At 72.1% G+C, this 17,317-nt stretch carries 19 protein-coding genes; 12 read left to right on the top strand and 7 right to left on the bottom strand.

Translation table 11 applies throughout. From position 1 onward, the window contains the following. Window positions 1-8: 8 nt before the first annotated feature. Window positions 9-752, bottom strand: a complete 744-nt coding sequence (locus ACWEPL_RS44760; protein ID WP_452439799.1) for a helix-turn-helix domain-containing protein — start codon at window positions 750-752, stop codon at window positions 9-11. Between the two features lie 53 nt (window positions 753-805). Between ACWEPL_RS44760 and ACWEPL_RS44755 the strand changes: the two genes are divergently transcribed. Next, window positions 806-1,930: an MFS transporter gene (locus ACWEPL_RS44755; protein WP_452439798.1), complete on the top strand. Its 1,125-nt coding sequence runs from the start codon at window positions 806-808 to the stop codon at window positions 1,928-1,930. A 25-nt stretch (window positions 1,931-1,955) separates the two neighbouring features. Here ACWEPL_RS44755 and ACWEPL_RS44750 read toward each other — a convergent pair whose 3' ends face one another. The 3 genes from ACWEPL_RS44750 to ACWEPL_RS44740 form a co-directional block, all read right to left on the bottom strand. Then, window positions 1,956-3,437, bottom strand: coding sequence for a trypsin-like serine peptidase (locus ACWEPL_RS44750; RefSeq protein WP_452439797.1), 1,482 nt, complete (start codon window positions 3,435-3,437; stop codon window positions 1,956-1,958). A gap of 103 nt (window positions 3,438-3,540) precedes the next feature. Continuing rightward, complete coding sequence (gene ligD, locus ACWEPL_RS44745) at window positions 3,541-4,551, bottom strand: non-homologous end-joining DNA ligase (RefSeq protein WP_452439795.1); 1,011 nt, start codon at window positions 4,549-4,551, stop codon at window positions 3,541-3,543. A gap of 48 nt (window positions 4,552-4,599) precedes the next feature. After that, entirely contained in the window at window positions 4,600-4,794 is a 195-nt protein-coding gene (locus ACWEPL_RS44740; RefSeq protein WP_350726229.1) for a hypothetical protein, read from the bottom strand. 387 nt (window positions 4,795-5,181) lie between these two features. Here ACWEPL_RS44740 and hisD point away from each other — a divergent pair, with 387 nt between their 5' ends. From hisD to hisF, 9 genes are read left to right on the top strand one after another with little or no spacing between them, the layout of a single operon-like run. Beyond that, window positions 5,182-6,498: a histidinol dehydrogenase gene (hisD, locus tag ACWEPL_RS44735; protein ID WP_363963746.1), complete on the top strand. Its 1,317-nt coding sequence runs from the start codon at window positions 5,182-5,184 to the stop codon at window positions 6,496-6,498. Beyond that, a complete protein-coding gene (locus ACWEPL_RS44730; protein ID WP_363963748.1) occupies window positions 6,495-7,565 on the top strand; it encodes a histidinol-phosphate transaminase in 1,071 nt (356 codons plus the stop codon). The genes hisD and ACWEPL_RS44730 overlap by 4 nt, the downstream gene beginning before the upstream one ends. Then, entirely contained in the window at window positions 7,562-8,155 is a 594-nt protein-coding gene (gene hisB, locus ACWEPL_RS44725; RefSeq protein ID WP_350726235.1) for an imidazoleglycerol-phosphate dehydratase HisB, read from the top strand. Before ACWEPL_RS44730 ends, hisB begins: the two co-directional genes overlap by 4 nt. Further along, on the top strand, window positions 8,152-8,307 hold the full coding sequence (locus ACWEPL_RS44720; RefSeq protein ID WP_350726237.1) for a hypothetical protein: 156 nt from the start codon (window positions 8,152-8,154) through the stop codon (window positions 8,305-8,307). Before hisB ends, ACWEPL_RS44720 begins: the two co-directional genes overlap by 4 nt. Continuing rightward, window positions 8,298-8,936, top strand: coding sequence for an imidazole glycerol phosphate synthase subunit HisH (hisH, locus tag ACWEPL_RS44715; protein WP_350726239.1), 639 nt, complete (start codon window positions 8,298-8,300; stop codon window positions 8,934-8,936). Before ACWEPL_RS44720 ends, hisH begins: the two co-directional genes overlap by 10 nt. A 28-nt stretch (window positions 8,937-8,964) precedes the next feature. After that, complete coding sequence (locus ACWEPL_RS44710; protein WP_192792284.1) at window positions 8,965-9,294, top strand: hypothetical protein; 330 nt, start codon at window positions 8,965-8,967, stop codon at window positions 9,292-9,294. Further along, a complete protein-coding gene (gene priA / locus ACWEPL_RS44705; protein WP_363963752.1) occupies window positions 9,295-10,017 on the top strand; it encodes a bifunctional 1-(5-phosphoribosyl)-5-((5-phosphoribosylamino)methylideneamino)imidazole-4-carboxamide isomerase/phosphoribosylanthranilate isomerase PriA in 723 nt (240 codons plus the stop codon). It abuts the gene before it with no gap. Window positions 10,018-10,038: 21 nt separating this feature from the next. Beyond that, window positions 10,039-10,449 carry a Rid family hydrolase gene (locus ACWEPL_RS44700; RefSeq protein WP_355191788.1) on the top strand — a complete coding sequence of 137 codons (411 nt, stop codon included), beginning with the start codon at window positions 10,039-10,041 and terminating at the stop codon, window positions 10,447-10,449. Then, entirely contained in the window at window positions 10,446-11,207 is a 762-nt protein-coding gene (gene hisF, locus ACWEPL_RS44695) for an imidazole glycerol phosphate synthase subunit HisF (protein WP_363963754.1), read from the top strand. Before ACWEPL_RS44700 ends, hisF begins: the two co-directional genes overlap by 4 nt. A gap of 60 nt (window positions 11,208-11,267) precedes the next feature. Here the strand turns inward: hisF and ACWEPL_RS44690 are convergent, their stop codons facing one another. From ACWEPL_RS44690 to ACWEPL_RS44680, 3 genes are all read right to left on the bottom strand, one after another. Continuing rightward, entirely contained in the window at window positions 11,268-12,629 is a 1,362-nt protein-coding gene (locus ACWEPL_RS44690) for a glutamine synthetase family protein (RefSeq protein ID WP_363963756.1), read from the bottom strand. 62 nt (window positions 12,630-12,691) lie between these two features. Further along, window positions 12,692-12,907 (bottom strand): hypothetical protein, encoded by a 216-nt coding sequence (locus ACWEPL_RS44685; protein WP_185079467.1) that lies wholly within the window; start codon window positions 12,905-12,907, stop codon window positions 12,692-12,694. 128 nt (window positions 12,908-13,035) lie between these two features. Next, window positions 13,036-13,665, bottom strand: coding sequence for a TIGR03085 family metal-binding protein (locus ACWEPL_RS44680; protein WP_452439794.1), 630 nt, complete (start codon window positions 13,663-13,665; stop codon window positions 13,036-13,038). A gap of 116 nt (window positions 13,666-13,781) precedes the next feature. Here ACWEPL_RS44680 and ACWEPL_RS44675 point away from each other — a divergent pair, with 116 nt between their 5' ends. Together ACWEPL_RS44675 and ACWEPL_RS44670 are read left to right on the top strand one after the other, a co-directional pair. Then, on the top strand, window positions 13,782-15,572 hold the full coding sequence (locus ACWEPL_RS44675) for an ABC transporter ATP-binding protein (protein WP_363965030.1): 1,791 nt from the start codon (window positions 13,782-13,784) through the stop codon (window positions 15,570-15,572). After that, window positions 15,569-17,317, top strand: a 1,749-nt coding sequence (locus tag ACWEPL_RS44670) for an ABC transporter ATP-binding protein (protein WP_452439792.1), incomplete at its 3' end; no start/stop codon positions are given. The genes ACWEPL_RS44675 and ACWEPL_RS44670, both read left to right, overlap by 4 nt.

Below are 17,317 nucleotides of genomic sequence, written 5' to 3'. Positions count from 1 at the left end.
TAGCGAATCTACAATGTAAAGGCCTTGCCCGGGGTGTACCCGAACGCCCGCCCGAACACGTCGATGAACGCGCTCGCGGAGGCCCACCCGCACCGGTGGGCGACGGTGGTCACGGCGACGCCGTCGGCCAGCAGGAGCAGCGCGTGGTGCAGGCGGAGCTGGGTGCGCCACTGCGGGAAGCTCATGCCCAGCTCGCGCCGGCACAGCCTGGCCAGCGTACGGTCGCTGGTGCCGGCCTGGACGGCCAGCTGCGCCAGGGTCCTGCTGTCGGCGGGGTCGCGGCGCAGGATCGCGCAGACGGCGGCCAGCCTGGGGTCGCGGGCGGTGGGCAGGTGCAGCCGCTGCTCGGGGGCGCGCTTGAGCTGGTCGACGAGCACGGCCCACAACCTCTCGCGCTCCCCGCCGTCCGGTGGGGAGCGCTCGTCGGAGGTGTAGGTGATGATCAGCTCGCGGAGCAGGGGGCCGACGACGAGGACGGTGGGGTGGCCGAGGCCGAGGGGGTTGTCGGCGAGGCCCACCAGGCGCAGGTCGGTGTCGCCGTGGGCGCGGTGTTCGTGGACGGTGCCGGCCGGGATCCAGATGGCGCGGTTGGCCGGGGCGACCCAGGTGCCCGCGCCGGTGGTGACCGAGAGCACGCCGCGGCAGGCGTAGACGATCTGGTGGGTGTCGTGCCGGTGCGCGTCGATGCCCGCACCGGGGGCCAACGGCCGTCGCCCCGTCGGCGCTTCGGGCAGATGGCGGATTGCCGTCATGAATTGGCATTTTATCGGAAGCGGGCCAGCAGCCATCGGGAAAGGATCGGGGGGTGAACAGGACCCCCATGCTCGCCGCCGGCCACGCGGCCGTGGACTTCTACCAGGGCGCCGTCCCCGCGCTCGTGCCCTTCCTGGTGGCCGGCCGTGGCTACGGGTACGTCGCCGTGTCCGGCATCGTGCTGGCCGCGACGCTGCTGTCGTCGGTCGTGCAGCCGGTGTTCGGGGTGCTGACGGACAAGTGGCGGATGCCGTGGCTGATCCCGGTGAGCACGCTCGTCGCGGGCACCGGGGTGGCGCTCGGCGGGGTGACGGACTCCTACGTGCTGACCTGGCTGGCCGTGGCGCTGTCCGGCCTCGGCGTGGCGGCCTACCATCCGGAGTCCGCGCGGCTGGCCAGGATCGCGAGCGAGGGCAGTCACGTGCGGATGAGCTGGTTCTCGCTGGGCGGGACGCTGGGGTTCGCGTCGGCTCCCGTGCTGGTGACGCCGTTGCTGGCGGGGTGGGGGCTGGGCGCCTCGCCGTTCCTGGCCGCGCCGGCGGTGCTGGGGGCGGTGGCGACGCTCCCGGCGGTCCGGGCGCTGGCCGGGGGAGGGCCGGCGGCGCGGGCCGCGGCCCCGGTGTCGGGCCGGGACGACTGGCCGTCGTTCGTCAGGCTGACGCTGGTGATCGTCTTCCGCTCGGTCGTGTACGTCGGGCTGAGCGCCTTCGTGGCCCTCTACATGGGCGGCGGGGCGGCGGGCGCGGTGGCGCTGTTCGTGCTGTTCGCGGGCGGGGCGGTGGGGACCGTGCTGGGTGGCAGGCTGGCGGCCCGGTGGGGGCGGATGCGGACGATGCGCCTGGCCTACGCGCTGGCGGTCCCGGCGGTCGCGGGGGTGGTGCTGGCGCCGGGACCTGTCGCGTACGTCTTCGTCGCGGCCTCGTCGATCGCCCTGTATGCGCCGTTCTCGCTGCATGTGACGCTGGGCCAGGACTTCCTGCCCACCCGGGTGGGCACGGCCGGCGGCGTGACCCTGGGGCTCGCGGTGAGCGTGGGCGGCCTGGCCAGCCCGCTGGTGGGCGCGCTCGCCGAGGCCACCACGTTGCGGACGGCGCTGGCGTGCCTGATCGTCTTCCCGGCCCTGGCCTGGCTGCTGGCCAGGACGCTGAAGGAGCCGGTGCTGGAGCCCGCCGCCTGACCTCCCGCAGCCCGGGAGGCGCCGGTCAGCGGCGGTAGGTGGAGAGGGCGACGGTGCTGGTGTTGTCGACCTGGTTCGTGTCGAGGCGGCTCGAGTCCACGTGCGCGGTGACGCGCGGGTAGCGGGCGGCCCGGCGGGTCACGCGGACGCGGGCGGTGAGCTGGACCGGGCGCTCGGGGTGGATGGCGGCGATGGTGCAGGTGGCCTGCCTGCCCGAGCGCTTGCACGAGGCGCCGTTCACCGAGGACAGGCTCGTACCGGCCGGGAGGTTGAACGTGACGGGCACCTGGGCGGCGCCCATCAGCCCGCGCATGGTCACGGTGGCCCTGACGTTCGCGGTGCCGCCGCCGCGCCTGACCGCGCGGCGCGGGCCGGAGGTGCTGATGGACAGCGCGTCGTACACCCCCTGCGGGTCGGCCTGCTTGATGATCGCGCCGTAGCTCTCGGTGTTGAGGGCGTTCGCGACGGAGTAGCCGTCAGCCCCGCCGTCCTCCGTGCCCGCCGACAGCACGCCCATCAGGTCGTCGGTGTCTCTGAGCAGCCACGGGCCGCCGCTGTGGCCCTTGAACAGGTGGCAGTTGCGCGTCTCCATGCGTCCGCCGGCCGACGTGGCGGTGATGCGGGAGGCGAAGAGGGTGCCGGTGTCGGCGATACCGCCGGCCGGCTCGGTCTTGGCCAGGCACCAGAGCTGTTCCCGGCCGTCGTACGGCTTCCTGCCGGCCACGCCGGGGTAGCCCGTCGTGGCGACGGTGTACGCGCCGCCCTGGTTGCGGATCGGGGTGAAGGCGCCGACGGCGTCCTGGAGCGTGCGGCTCTTCCTGCCGACCTCGATGAGGGCGATGTCGTAGTGCGAGTTCCAGTCGCCGCCGCTCATGCCGGTGTAGGGGTCGGGCTTCCACGCCCGCCGGGCGCCCCACCGCCCGTACGGCTCGCGGCCCCGCACGTCGGCGGCCTGCCCGTCGTACGCGGGCACGAACGCGAAGTTCGTGTGCCACCGGCCGGCCGACGCTCCCAGCGGCACGCTGTACACGCAGTGGGCGGCGGTGACGATGAGCAGCCCGACCGCCGAGCGCACGACGGACGCGCTGCAGGAGTCGTCCAGCCCGCTGGAGTTGACGTAGAACAGCCGGCCGGTGACGCGGCTCTGGGTGGCGGCGGTGTAGGGGCGGGGCATGGGGGCGTAGCCGTTGGCGTCCCCGCCCGGGGTGATCCGTTTGCCCTCCGGCACGCTGCGCAGCTGACCCAGCGCCTCCAGGCTCTTCGGCAGCTCCATGACGCCCTGGGCCCGTGCTTTCAGGCTCTTGGGCAGCTCCGTGGCGTGGGCCTGGGCCTGCTTGCTCGCGGTCCAGTAGCGCACGGCGCGGGCGGGGCGCATCAGCGGGGACGACGCGGCGCCCCAGGCGCGGTCCTGGACGGGCGTCAAGGGGGGCTGCTGCCCGGCGGTCGCGGGCACCGCGAGCGCGACGCCGGCCAGCGTGGTGAGCGTGGTGACCAGGACCTTCGGCACGGTGTCCCCTTTGAGTGAAATCGGCAACGTCTCGATCACTCTAGGTTACGAAATGCAGACGAAGCGTAGTTAGGCGCTCCGTGTCGCCATAGCTTCCCGGGGCTCAGCCGGCCGCGGCGTCGCCGGTGCGGCCGGGGGGCAGGAAGTCGGCGGTACTGGTCTCCGAGGGCTCGCGATCGGGCCGCAGCCCGCGCCACGACGGGTGGCGCAGGCGGCTGTCACCGGTGACCTCGGCGTACTGCACCTCCCCGACCAGGCGCGGCTCCACCCAGCGCGCGTCCCTGGCGTGCTCGCGCGGCACCGGCTCGTCGAACGGCGGGTCCGCGCGTTCCAGGGACGCCAGGCGTTCGCCCAGGTCGCGCAGCATGGCCTCGGTGAACCCGGTCCCGACGTGCCCCACGAACCGCAGCCGCCCCCGCTGGTCGTAGGCGCCCAGCAGCAGCGACCCGATCATCCCCGAACGCCGCCCGCCCCCCGGCTTCCAGCCGCCGATCACGACCTCGGCGGTGCGGACGTTCTTGACCTTCGTCCAGTCACTGCTGCGCCGGCCGGGCCGGTACGGCGAGCCCATCCGCTTGCACACGACCCCTTCGAGCCCGAGCTGCCGGGAGGAGTCGAACGCGAGCCCGGCGTGGTCGGCGAACCACACGGGCACCTCCCAGCGGTAGCCGGGCGTGAACGTGGTCTCGAGCAGCTCCCTGCGGGCGCTGTAGGGGCGGGAGACGGTGCTGTCCTCGTCGAGGTGCAGGATGTCGAACGCCATGAACGTCACCGGCACCGACCTGGCCAGTTCGGCCACCGCCGCCGGGTTGCGCTGGTGCATCCGGGGCTGCAGCGCCTCGAAGCTGGGCCGCCCGGTCTCGTCGAACGCCACGATCTCCCCGTCGATCACGGCCGGGTGCCCGCCGGTGGCGCCGGCCATGAGCTGGAGCTCGGGGTAGGCGGGGGTGATGTCCTTGGCGTTGCGCGACATCAGGCGGACGGCGCCGCCCTGGAGGTAGGCGAGGGCGCGCACGCCGTCCCATTTCATCTCCACGGCCCAGTCCGCACCCTGGACGGAGGTCAGGGTGCCGAGCTGCGCCAGCATGGGCGCGTAGGCCGGCAGCCGCACCATGGTGCAGGCCGTACCCCGGAGGGCTGATCGACAGTGGCGGGCCGGGGTCTACAGATGGTCAAGCGCGGTGTCCTCGACGAGCTCGGCCAGGTCCACGCCGTGGGCGGTGAGCTCGGCGACGGTGGCGCAGTAGCCCTGCAGGTACGTCGTGCCGTTGACCCGGTGCGAGACACGCAGCAGCGGGCGATCGTCCAAGATGATCGCCTCGACCAGGATGCCGCCGGGGGCTCGCCACTGTCCCACCCCGGTAACTGTAGGGGTGCGGACAGAATGGACACGTAATGGGAAAGTACGCGCCTGGCCTTGCCGGGCGGGGTGATGGCTTTTCCGGGACATGGGTGCTCGACCTTTGGGTAAAGAGAAATTGGCGCCTTTTTGGGCGTTCGGCGTTATCGGGGGGTTCGGGGCGGGCAGGGGTGACGGCTCTCGGCTTTCCCGGCCGTGGCCATGCCCCCGCGACGGCCACGGCGATGCCCCGGCGGGCCCGGTCCGGGGCTGTGGCGGCCGCGGGCTGCGACGTCGGCGAGCGTCGCCCGCGGCCGCCCTCCGCACGGCCGGGTGAGGGGCGGCACGCCGTCCCGGATGGTGGACAGAACCTGATTAAGGGGCCGGACTCCGTAGACTGTGATGGTGATTTCCCGTATTGACATGCGTGGTTCTCTTCCGGAGAACCTGCGCGACGTGCTGCCCCGCGCCGAGCTCGACGTCGAGGCCGCCCTGGAGAAGGTGCGGCCGATCTGCGACGACGTGCGCCATCGCGGGGCGGCAGCCGTACGGGAGCTGACCGCCAGGTTCGACGGCGTCGAGATCGCCTCCACCCGCGTCTCCGCCGAGGCCATCGACCGGGCCCTGCGCGAGCTCGCCCCCGAGGTCAGGGCGGCGCTGGAGGAGTCGATCAGGCGGGCCAGGCTGGTCCACCGCGACCAGCGGCGCACCGACGTCACCACCCAGGTCGTGCCCGGCGGCACCGTGACCGAGCGGTGGGTGCCGGTCGACCGGGTGGGCCTCTACGTCCCCGGCGGCCGCGCGGTCTACCCCTCCAGCGTGGTCATGAACGTCGTCCCGGCGCAGGAGGCCGGCGTCGGCTCGCTGGCCGTGACCAGCCCGGCGCAGAAGGAGTACGGCGGGCTGCCGCACCCCACGATCCTGGCCGCGTGCGCGCTGCTCGGCGTGGACGAGGTCTACTCGGTGGGCGGGGCGCAGGCGGTGGCCATGTTCGCCTACGGCACGGAGGAGTGCCCGCCCGCCACGATGGTGACCGGTCCGGGCAACATCTGGGTGGCGGCGGCCAAGCGGCTGCTCAAGGGACGCATCGGCATCGACTCCGAGGCGGGCCCGACCGAGATCGCCGTCCTGGCCGACGAGACGGCCGACCCGGTCCACGTGGCCGCCGACCTGATCAGCCAGGCCGAGCACGACCCGATCGCCGCCGCCGTGCTGGTCACCACCAGCGTCGAGCTGGCCGACGCGGTCGAGAAGGAGCTGCCGGGCCAGGTGTCGGCGACCAGGCACTCCGAGCGCATCGCCGAGGCGCTGGGCGGCAGGCAGTCGGGCATCGTGCTGGTCGGCTCCATCGACGACGGCATCAAGGTCGTGGACGCGTACGCCGCCGAGCACCTGGAGATCCACACCGCGAACGCCGCGGAAATAGCCGGAAGAATCCGGAACGCCGGGGCCATCTTCGTGGGTCCGTACGCTCCCGTGTCGCTCGGCGACTACCTCGCCGGGTCCAACCACGTGCTGCCCACGGGCGGCTGCGCCTGCCACTCCAGCGGCCTGTCGGTGCAGTCGTTCCTGCGCGGCATCCACGTCGTCGACTACACCCGCGACGCTCTCGCCGACGCGGCGGCCCACGTGTCGGTCCTGGCGGACGCTGAGGACCTTCCGGCCCACGGCGCCGCGATCCGCGCCCGATTCGACTGGCAGATTCCCACGGAGACCGCGTGAACCTCGACGACCTGCCCATCCGAGACGACCTCCGGGGTAAGTCGCCGTACGGCGCGCCCCAGATCGACGTCCCCGTCAGGCTCAACACCAACGAAAACCCCTACCCACCCTCGCCCGAGCTGGTCGCCGACCTGGCCGAGGCGGTCAGGGAGAGCGCGGGAGAGCTCAACCGCTACCCCGACAGGGACGCCACGGCCCTGCGCGCCGACCTGGCCGGCTACCTCGGCCACGGCCTGACCACCGAGCAGGTGTGGGCCGCCAACGGCTCCAACGAGGTGCTCCAGCAGATCCTGCAGGCCTTCGGCGGCCACGGCCGCACGGCCGTCGGGTTCGAGCCCTCGTACTCGATGCACCCGATCATCACCAGCGGCACCAGCACCGAGTGGATCTCGGCCAGCCGCGAGGACGACTTCTCGATCGACCCCGGCAAGGCGACGGCGGCGATCGAGGAGCACCAGCCCGACATCGTCTTCCTGGCCTCGCCCAACAACCCGACAGGCACCGCCCAGCCGCTCGAGACCATCGAGGCCGTCCTGGCCAGCGCCCGGGGCATGGTCGTGGTCGACGAGGCCTACGCCGAGTTCGCCCGCGAGGGCACGCCGTCGGCGCTCACCCTGCTGCCCGAGCACCCCCGGCTGATCGTCACCAGGACGATGTCCAAGGCGTTCGCCATGGCGGGCACCCGGCTCGGCTACCTCGCCGCCCACCCGGCCGTGGTGGAGGCGCTGCTGCTGGTGCGCCTGCCGTACCACCTGTCCACGCTCACCCAGACGGCGGCGCGCGTGGCGCTGCGGCACCGCGCCGAGCTGCTGGGCACGGTCGACGCGCTGCGGCGCGAGCGCGACGACACGGTCGCGTGGCTGCGCTCCAAGGGCCTGGCCGTGGCCGACTCCGACGCCAACTTCGTGCTGTTCGGGCGCTTCCCCGACCGGCGCAAGGTGTGGGAGGGGCTGCTGGAGCGCGGGGTGCTCATCCGCGAGGTGGGCCCGCCACAATGGCTGCGGGTGTCGATCGGCACCGGTGAGGAGATGGCGGCCTTCCGTGCCGCCCTGGAAGGAGTCTTGTGAGTCGCGTAGGCCGCGTCGAGCGCGTTACGAAGGAGACCTCGGTCCTGGTGGAGGTCGGCCTCGACGGCACCGGCCGGGTCGAGGTGGCCACCGGGGTCGGCTTCTTCGACCACATGCTGGCCCAGCTGGGCAAGCACGGGCTGTTCGACCTGACGGTCAAGACCGAGGGCGACCTGCACATCGACTCCCACCACACGATCGAGGACACCGCGCTCGCGCTGGGCGCGGCGTTCCGCGAGGCGCTGGGCGACAAGTCGGGCATCAGGAGGTTCGGCAGCGCGTCGTGCCCGCTGGACGAGTCGCTCGCCCAGGTCACCGTCGACCTGTCCGGACGCCCCTATCTCGTGCACTCCGAGCCCGAGGGCATGGCGCCGATGATCGGCCCCGAGTACGACACGACGATGACCCGCCACATCCTGGAGTCGCTCGTCGCGCAGGCCGCGATCTGCCTGCACGTCCACGTGCCCTACGGCCGCAACGCCCACCACATCGTGGAGGCCCAGTTCAAGGCCCTGGCCAGGGCGCTGCGCGAGGCGTCCGAGCTCGACCCGCGCGCCACGGGCGTGCCGAGCACCAAGGGCGTCCTATGACCGAGAACACCATCGCCATCGCGATGGTGTTCATCGGGCTGTTCCTGATCGGCGGCGTGTTCTCGCTGGCCAAGCAGGGGCTGAAGATCGGTGCGGCCGTCTGCGCGCTGGGCGCGGCGATGGCGATCACGGCGGGGGTGCTGTGGTGGTAGGCAAGAAGGTCGTGGTGCTCGACTACGGGTCGGGCAACCTGCGCTCGGCCGAGCGGGCGCTGGCCAGGGTCGGCGCCGACGTGACCGTCACGTCCGACTTCGACGCCGCCATGGACGCCGACGGCCTGGTGGTGCCGGGCGTCGGCGCGTTCGAGGCGTGCATGACCGGGCTCAAGAGCGTGCGCGGCGAGCGGATCATCGGGCGGCGCCTGTCCGGCGGGCGTCCGGTGCTGGGCATCTGCGTGGGCATGCAGATCCTGTTCGCCCGGGGCGTCGAGCACGGCGTGGAGACCGAGGGCTGCGCCGAGTGGCCGGGCACGGTGGAGCGGCTGGAGGCGCCCGTGCTGCCCCACATGGGGTGGAACACGGTCAAGGCGCCCGCCGACAGCGTGCTGTTCGCCGGGCTCGACGCCGCGACCCGCTTCTACTTCGTGCACTCGTACGGGGTGCGCGAGTGGGAGCTGCACGCCGGCGAGGGGTTCGCCGAGCCGCTGGTCACCTGGGCCGAGCACGGCGTCCCGTTCGTGGCCGCCGTCGAGAACGGCCCGCTCAAGGCCACCCAGTTCCACCCCGAGAAGTCCGGCGACGCCGGAGCCGTGCTGCTGAAGAACTGGCTCGGCACGCTGTGAGCGCGCCGATCACCCGATCCAGGCTCTCATGAGCAAGGAACGCGCGCGCCGCAGGGCCGAGCGGGAGGCGGAGCGGGCGCGCGCGATCCGGGCCAACGAGGAGCGGCAGGCGCGCCGGGCCCGCCGCCGCGCCCTCCTGGCCCGGCTGACCCCGCGCCCGGTGCGGTTCTACCGCCAGGGCGGCCTGATCGCCCGCCGCCACCGCGCCCAGAACATCGTGGTCGCGCTGGGCTTCCTGTTCGTCCAGGCCATCGTGTGGCTGGTGTGGGGCTCGCTCCCGCTCAGCCTCGCCGTCCTGGTCTTCTCCCTGCTGCTGGTACCCGTTGTCGTGACCCTCGCTTTCGACCGGAGGATCTGAATGTCGCTCGTATTGCTGCCCGCCGTGGACGTCGTCGACGGCCAGGCCGTACGCCTGGTGCAGGGCGAGGCCGGGACCGAGACCGGTTACGGCGAGCCGCTGGCCGCCGCGCTGGCCTGGCAGGAGGCGGGCGCCGAGTGGATCCATCTGGTCGACCTGGACGCCGCGTTCGGCCGGGGCACCAACCGGGAGCTGCTCGCCGACGTCATCGGCCGGCTCGACGTGAACGTGGAGCTGTCCGGCGGCATCCGCGACGACGACTCCCTGGCCGCCGCGCTGGCCACCGGCTGCCGCCGGGTCAACATCGGCACCGCCGCCCTGGAGAATCCCGAGTGGTGCCGGAAGGTCATCGCCGAGCACGGCGACAAGATCGCGGTCGGGCTCGACGTGCGCGGCACCACGCTGGCCGCCCGCGGCTGGACCGAGGACGCCGGTGACCTGTGGGAGGTCCTCGACCGCCTCGAGGCCGACGGCTGCCCCCGTTACGTCGTCACCGACGTGACCAAGGACGGCATGCTGAAGGGCCCCAACCTCGACCTCTACCGCCGGATCCTGGCCCGCACCGGCCGGCCGGTCGTGGCCAGCGGCGGCGTCTCCTCCATCGACGACCTGGTCGCGCTCGCGTCCCTCGTCCCCGACGGGCTGGAGGGCGCCATCGTGGGCAAGGCCCTCTACGCTCATGCGTTCACACTGGAAAACGCGCTAGCCGCAGTACGTGTGTAGCTCTTGCCGGGAGGGGGCGAGATGAGCGTCAGCATCTTTGGTATGGAAAGCACCGGTCGCAGGGTGTTTTCCGGCGGTATCTGGGAGGAGCGGTACGGCTATGCCCGTGCCGTCGTGGCGGGTGACCGGGTGATCGTGTCCGGCTGCACCGCCACGGTCGACGGAGAGGTGCGCCATGTCGGCGACGCCTACAGACAGAGCCTGACCGCGATCGACATCGCGCTGGAGGCCGTCCTGATGGGCGGTCTGACCAGCGAGGACGTGGTCATGGTCCGTTACTATGTGGTGGAGCAGCGTCACTTCGACCTCGTCGGGCAGGCCATCGGCGAGGTCTTCGGCAAGGTGCGCCCCGCCTGCACCGGAGTGAGGGTGGCCGGGCTGGTCGACCCGAGAATGCTGGTCGAGATCGAAATCGAGGCACACCGAGCATGACCGTAGCCGTAAGAGTCATCCCCTGTCTCGACGTGGACGCCGGCCGCGTGGTCAAGGGCGTCAACTTCGAGAACCTCCGCGACGCGGGCGACCCGGTCGAGCTGGCCAGGCGCTATGACGAGGAGGGCGCCGACGAGCTGACCTTCCTCGACATCACCGCGTCGTCCGGCGAGCGGGAGACCATGCTCGACGTGGTGCGCAGGACCGCCGAGCAGGTGTTCATCCCGCTCACCGTCGGCGGCGGCGTGCGTTCGGTGGAGGACGTCAACCGCCTGCTGCGGGCCGGGGCCGACAAGGTGTCGCTCAACACGGCGGCCATCGCCAGGCCCGAGCTGCTCACGGAGGCGTCCCGGCGGTTCGGCGCCCAGTGCGTCGTGCTGTCCGTGGACGCCCGCCGCGCGCCCGGCACCCCCAGCGGGTTCGAGGTGACCACGCACGGCGGTCGCCGCGGCACCGGGATCGACGCGGTGGAGTGGGCGGCCCGCGGCGAGGAGCTCGGAGTGGGGGAGATCCTGCTCAACTCGATGGACGGTGACGGCACGCTCGACGGCTACGACCTGGAGATGCTGCGCGCGGTCCGCGCCGCGGTGCGGGTGCCGGTGATCGCCAGTGGCGGCGCCGGCCGGCTGGAGGACTTCCCTCCGGCGGTGGCGGCGGGCGCCGACGCCGTGCTCGCGGCGTCGGTGTTCCACTTCGGCACGCTCAAGATCTCCGAGGTCAAGGACACGCTCCGGATGGCGGGCCACCCGGTCCGCTAGCCCGCCGGGGCGGGTGTCACCGCGTGCGGGCGGGTCGCGAGGCCCGCCTGCGCGCGTCCGTCAGAAGACCCGCAGGTGGTGGAACAGCTCGTACGCGACGTCCTTCGCGGCGAACGCCGCCGCCTCCGAGCGCTTGACCGCCAGGTACGCGCTGCGCCGCAGCGGCCCCAGCGCCTCCATGAGCACCTCGTCGGCCTCCAGCGCGTCCAGCGCCTCGTCCAGCGACGCCGGCAGGCGGGTGTACTGGCCGGGCCGGGTGTCCGGGTCCACGTCCACGGCGGGCCCCGGGTCCAGCTTGCGCCGGATGCCGTCCAGGCCGGCGTGGATGACGGCCCCGAGCGCCAGGTAGGGGTTGGCGGAGGAGTCGGAAGGCTTGAGCTCCAGGTTGGGCTCGCCGCTCTCGCCGAGGGGGGAGCACACGCGGACCGCGGCCTCGCGGTTGTCGGGTCCGTGGACGGCGTACGCGCTCGCCCAGGTGCGGGGCGCCAGCCGCCGGAAGCTGTTGACGCTCCCGCACGTGAGCGCCGTCAGGCCGGGCAGGTGGGCCATCAGGCCGCCGATGAACCCGTCGCGCACCTCGCCGTCCTCGGCGAAGACGTTACGGTTGTCGCTCCACAGGGACAGGTGCAGGTGCGCGCCGTTGCCCGCCTGGTCGGCCAGCGGCTTGGGGGCCAGCGTGGCCCACATTTGCATGCGCATCGCCGTGCCGCGCACGGTCTCGCGGTAGAGGACGTGGTTGTCGGCGGCGCGCAGCGCGGGCGCGTGGCGCACGGACAGCTCCTGCTGGCCGGGCCCCAGCTCGGGATGGTAGTGCTCGACCCGCAGCCCCTGCGTCTCCAGGGCGTGGATGAGCTTGATCGTGTAGTCGTGGGCCGTGTCGAACCCGGCGTTCGCGTAGCACAGCGAGTCGTCGAGCGGGACCAGCCGGTCGGGGCCGCCGGCCGGGTCGGGCAGGCGGCGGCCGAGCGTGAACTCCGGCTCGAACGCCGCGACCAGCGTGTAGCCCTCGGTGGCGAGCTCGGCGATGGCCTCCTTGAGGAAGGTGCGCGCGCAGGCCCCCCACGGCGAGCCGTCCGGCAGGCGCAGGTCGGACAGCATCGCCGCCGCGCCCGGCGCATGGGGCAACGGGACGTAGGTGGCCGGGTCGGGGACAATGCGTACCTCGCCCACCGGACCCATGTGCTCGACCTCCTGGAGCTGGTCGAGCATGTTCATCGCCATCATGGCCACCGTGTGCCCGATGCCCGTGCTGAGCCGTTCCGCCAACCTCGACCGGGACGCGGCCTTGCCCCGGATCACGCCACCGTGGTCGGCGTACAGAAAACGGATCAGCTCGATTCCCTCGAGCTCGGTTCGCTCGAGGATCCGCCGCGCGTTGGGATCGAGCTGATTGATCTTTGTGCCGCTCGGGCGATCTCTCATCCTGCCTGCGTAACACGATCCGGCAGCGCGGGGAAGCATCTGGCGCAGACAGAAGCCTCGCGTCAGGTCAGAACATTTGTGAAGAACACAGCCAATTGGTCTGCTCCGTGAAGGATTCCTTCAAACACTCCGTTGACCGCCGCCGCAGCCTGGGTCGGCTTGGTGAACAGGTAGAACACCACGAACGCGACAGCCACGTAGGTGATCACCTTCTTGACCTGCATGGGGGCCTCCTGCAGTCCATTCCCAGCCGTATATACCCGGATCTGGGCGATCATCGGCATCTTCTGTGAAGATGTACATGATCCTAACCGGGGGGCTTCCTTACAGAGCCAATGGTAAGCGCAGAAGGTCTGGCGTGAACCCCTTGTTCACCGGGATTTCCGTGATAGGCCGTCCGGATCGCTCAGACGCCGAGGGAGGCGCCGCGCAGTCGTTCGACGTCCTCCGGGTCGCCGGTCAGCTCAACCCTGGTGTGCCGCTGCCGTCCGAAGCAGAACATGAGCAGCTCGGCCGCCCGGCCGGTGACCTCGACGCGCGCGCCTCCGCGGGGGCCGCCGAGCGCCACGCCGCCGCCGAGCCGGTGCAGCACCACGCCCACCGGCGCCTTGCGCAGCATCAGCCGGGCCCCGCCGGCGACCCGCTTCCAGATGAGCCGTTCGAGGTCGTCGGACAGCTCGCGGGGCTCCCATGACGGCTGGGCGCGGCGGACGTCCTCGTGGTGGACGAAGAACTCCAGCGTGTTGACGGCGTCGTCGAGGAAGGGCAGCAGCCCGTAGACGCCGCCCGGCTCGCGCACCAGGCCGACCAGCTCGGGGAAGGGGTGCTTGGCCTTGAGGCCGTTCTGCACCGAGGTGGTGTAGCCGGCGAGGGGCTTGAGCGCGATGCCGCCCATCGCGTCGGGCCTGCGCTCGCGCAGCGCGAGGTGGGCGGCCAGGTCGTAGGTGGTCCAGCCCGTGCAGAGCGTGGGGGCGTCGGGACCGAGGCGGTCGAACAGGTCGCAGAGCGCGGAGCGTTCGTCGCGAGCGTACGTCACGTGGTCAACCCTACCGGTGGGAATAACGTGCATATCTGGAGTGATAGTGACTTAGGCAGATATGTCGGATTGGAAGGGGAACGTGCCGCGTGGCGACCAAGGTCACCTCGGCCGTGATGCGTCAAGGGCTGCGTGTCCTTGGGGTGGCCATTCAGACGGAGAAAGCGGTGTTCGCGCTGGCGGTGCTGGCCAGCGCGGTCTACGGCGGCATGACCGTCGCGTCCGCCTGGGCGCTGGGCTGGGCGACGCAGAACGTGGTGCTGCCGGCCTTCGGGTCGGGCCGCATCGCTTCGGGGGCGCTCTGGACGGGAGTGCTCCTCATCGTCGGGACGGCGCTGCTCAAGGCGGTCGGCGTGGCCGGGCGCCGCATCCTGGCGGGGGTCATGCAGTACCGCATGCAGGCCAGGTCGCGCAGGGACGTCACCAAGCAGTACCTGAGGCTGCCACTGTCCTGGCACCACCGGCACCCGACCGGGCAGCTCCTGTCGAACGCCAGCGCCGACGCCGAGGCCGCCTGGGCGCCGCTCGCGCCGCTGCCGATGGCCGTGGGCGTGATCGTCATGCTGTTCACCGCGGCGATCGCGATGCTGTTCACGGATCTCGTGCTCGCGCTGGTGGGTTTCTTGATTTTTCCGGCGATCGCCGTACTTAACCTGATTTATCAGCGCAAGCTCAGCCCGCTGGCCACCCGCGCGCAGCAGCTGCGCGCCGAGGTCAGCGAGATCGCGCACGAGAGCTTCGACGGCGCGCTCGTCGTCAAGACGCTCGGCCGGGAGGAGCTGGAGACCGACCGGTTCCGGCGGCGCGCCCACGAGCTGCGCGATGCCAACATCGCGGTCGGGCGCGTGCGCGGGCTGTTCGACCCGCTGCTGGAGGCGCTGCCCACGATCGGCGTGCTCGCCGTGCTCGCCGTCGGCGCGGCGCGGCTGTCCGCCGGTGCGATCGACTCCGGCGACCTGGTGCAGGTGGCGTACCTGTTCACGCTGCTGTCCTTCCCGATCAGGGCGCTCGGCTGGGTGCTGGCCGAGCTGCCGCGCAGCGTCGTCGGCTGGCAGCGGGTGCAGGCCGTGCTGGAGGCCACCGGCTCCATGGAGTACGGCGGCGTGGCCGCCACGACCGCCTCCACCCCCGCCGCTCTGGAGATCTCCGGCGTCTCGTACGCCTACGGCGAGGCCCAGGTGCTCCACGACGTCACCTTCGACGTGCCCGCCGGCCGCACCGTCGCGCTGGTCGGGCCCACCGGCTCGGGCAAGTCCACGCTCGTGCAGCTGCTCGTGCGGCTCGTGGACCCCGGCACGGGACAGGTGCTGCTCGACGGCGTGGACCTGCGCGAGCTGGCCTACGGCGGCATCGCCGAGTCGGTGGCGCTGGTGCCGCAGCAGACGTTCCTGTTCGACGACAGCGTGCGCGGCAACATCGCGCTCGGGCTGGAGGCGGGCGACGAGGACGTGTGGGCCGCCCTGCGGCTGGCCCAGGCCGACGGGTTCGTGGCCAGGCTCGCCGACGGGCTCGACACGCGGGTCGGCGAGCGCGGCGCGACGCTGTCCGGCGGCCAGCGCCAGCGCCTCGCGCTGGCCCGCGCGGTCGTGCGCCGGCCCCGCCTGCTCATCCTCGATGATGCCACCTCCAGCGTGGACCCGCAGGTCGAGGCCAGGATCCTGTACGGGCTGCGGGACGCGGCCGAGTCCTCGACCGTCGTGGTCGTCGCCTACCGGATGGCCACGATCGCCCTGGCCGACGAGGTGGTCTTCCTCGACCACGGCCGGGTCGTGGACCGGGGCTCGCACGAGGAGCTGCTGGAGCGCTGCGAGGGCTACCGCAACCTGGTGACCGCCTACGAGCGCGAGGAAGCCGAGCGCGCCGCCATCGACCTGCAGGCAGAAGAGGAAGAAGGGGTCAGCGCATGACGGCGCAGAGCATCCAGGGCAACTCTGAACGTTCCGCGCTGGCCACGATCCGGCATGGGCTCTCGCTCACGCCCGAGTTCCGCAAGGGGCTGGCGGGCACGCTGGCGCTGGCCGTCATCGCGACCATCGGCAAGATCATCGTGCCGATCGCGGTCCAGCAGACGATCGACACGGGGCTCAAGGGCGGCTCGCCGGACATTCCGTACATCACCAAGGCTGTTCTTATCTGCGCGGCCGCGGTGCTGCTCACGGCCCTGGCCGCGTACGTCATGAACGTCCGCCTCTACAAGGCCACCGAGTCGTCCCTGGCGACCCTGCGCGTGCGCGGCTTCCGCCACGTGCACGACCTGTCGGTGCTCACCCAGAACACCGAGCGGCGCGGCTCCCTGGTCTCGCGCGTCACCAACGACATCGACCAGATCAGCGCGTTCATGCAGTGGGGCGGGCTGATGATCATCGTGGCGTTCGGGCAGCTGTTCGTGGCGACCGTGCTCATGTTCGTCTACTCCTGGCAGCTCACCCTGCTCGTCTGGGCGTGCTTCATCCCGCTGATGATCGCGCTGCCGCGCTTCCAGCGGCTGCTGTCGCGGGCGTACACGATCGTGCGCGAGCGCACCGGCGACATGCTGGCGGCGGTCAGCGAGTCCGTCGTCGGGGCCACCGTCATCAGGGCGTACGCCTCCGAGCGCCGCACCGCCGAGCGCATCGACACCGCCGTGAACGCCAACCGCCGCGCCCAGGTCAGGGCGCAGACCATCGTCGGCTTCGTCTTCCCCCTGACCGAGATCGTGGCCGCCGTCGCCATCGGCGCGATCGTGCTGCTCGGCGTGCGGCTCGGCCTGTCGGGCGACATCACGCAGGGGCAGCTGGTGGCGTTCCTGTTCCTGGTCACGCTGTTCGTCTCGCCGCTGCAGACGGCCACCGAGGTGCTGAACGAGGCCCAGAACGCCGTCGCCGGCTGGCGCCGCATCCTGGGCGTGCTCGACACGCCGGCCGACGTGGCCGACCCCGGCGACCAGGGCGTGACGCTGCCCCGCGGCCCCATCTCGGTCGCCTTCGAGAACGTGCACTTCTCCTATCCCGGCGGCGCGCCCGTGCTGCGCGAGGTCACGGTGGACATCCCGCCGCGCTCGCGGGTCGCGGTGGTGGGGGAGACGGGGTCGGGCAAGACCACGTTCGCCAAGCTCCTGACCCGCCTCATGGACCCGGCCGCGGGCCGCGTCACGGTGGACGGCCACGACCTGCGCGACGTCCGCTTCTCCTCGCTGCGCGAGCGGATCGTCATGGTGCCGCAGGACGGCTTCCTGTTCGACGGGACGCTGGAGGAGAACGTCCGCTACGGCAAGCCGTCGGCCACCGCCGAGGAGATCCGGCTCGCGATGACCGAGCTGGGCCTGGCCGACTGGCTGGAGGGCCTGCCCGCCGGGCTGGACACCCCCGTGGGCCAGCGCGGCGAGTCCCTCTCCGCGGGTGAGCGGCAGCTCGTCGCCCTGGCGCGGGCGTACCTGGCCGACCCCGACCTGCTCCTGCTCGACGAGGCCACCTCGGCGGTGGACCCGGCCACGGAGGTACGGCTGGCGCGGGCGCTGGAGGGCGTGACGCGGGGCCGTACGGCCGTCTCGATCGCGCACCGCCTGTCGACGGCGGAGAACGCCGACGAGGTCCTGGTCTTCGACGCGGGCCGCCTGGTGCAGCGCGGCCCGCACGCCGAGCTGGTGGGGGAGCCGGGCGTGTACGCCGACCTG

The organism is Nonomuraea sp. NPDC004186, assembly GCF_053603495.1.
Note: the sequence above shows the minus strand (reverse complement) of the source record. Positions and strands in the feature narration are given on the sequence as shown.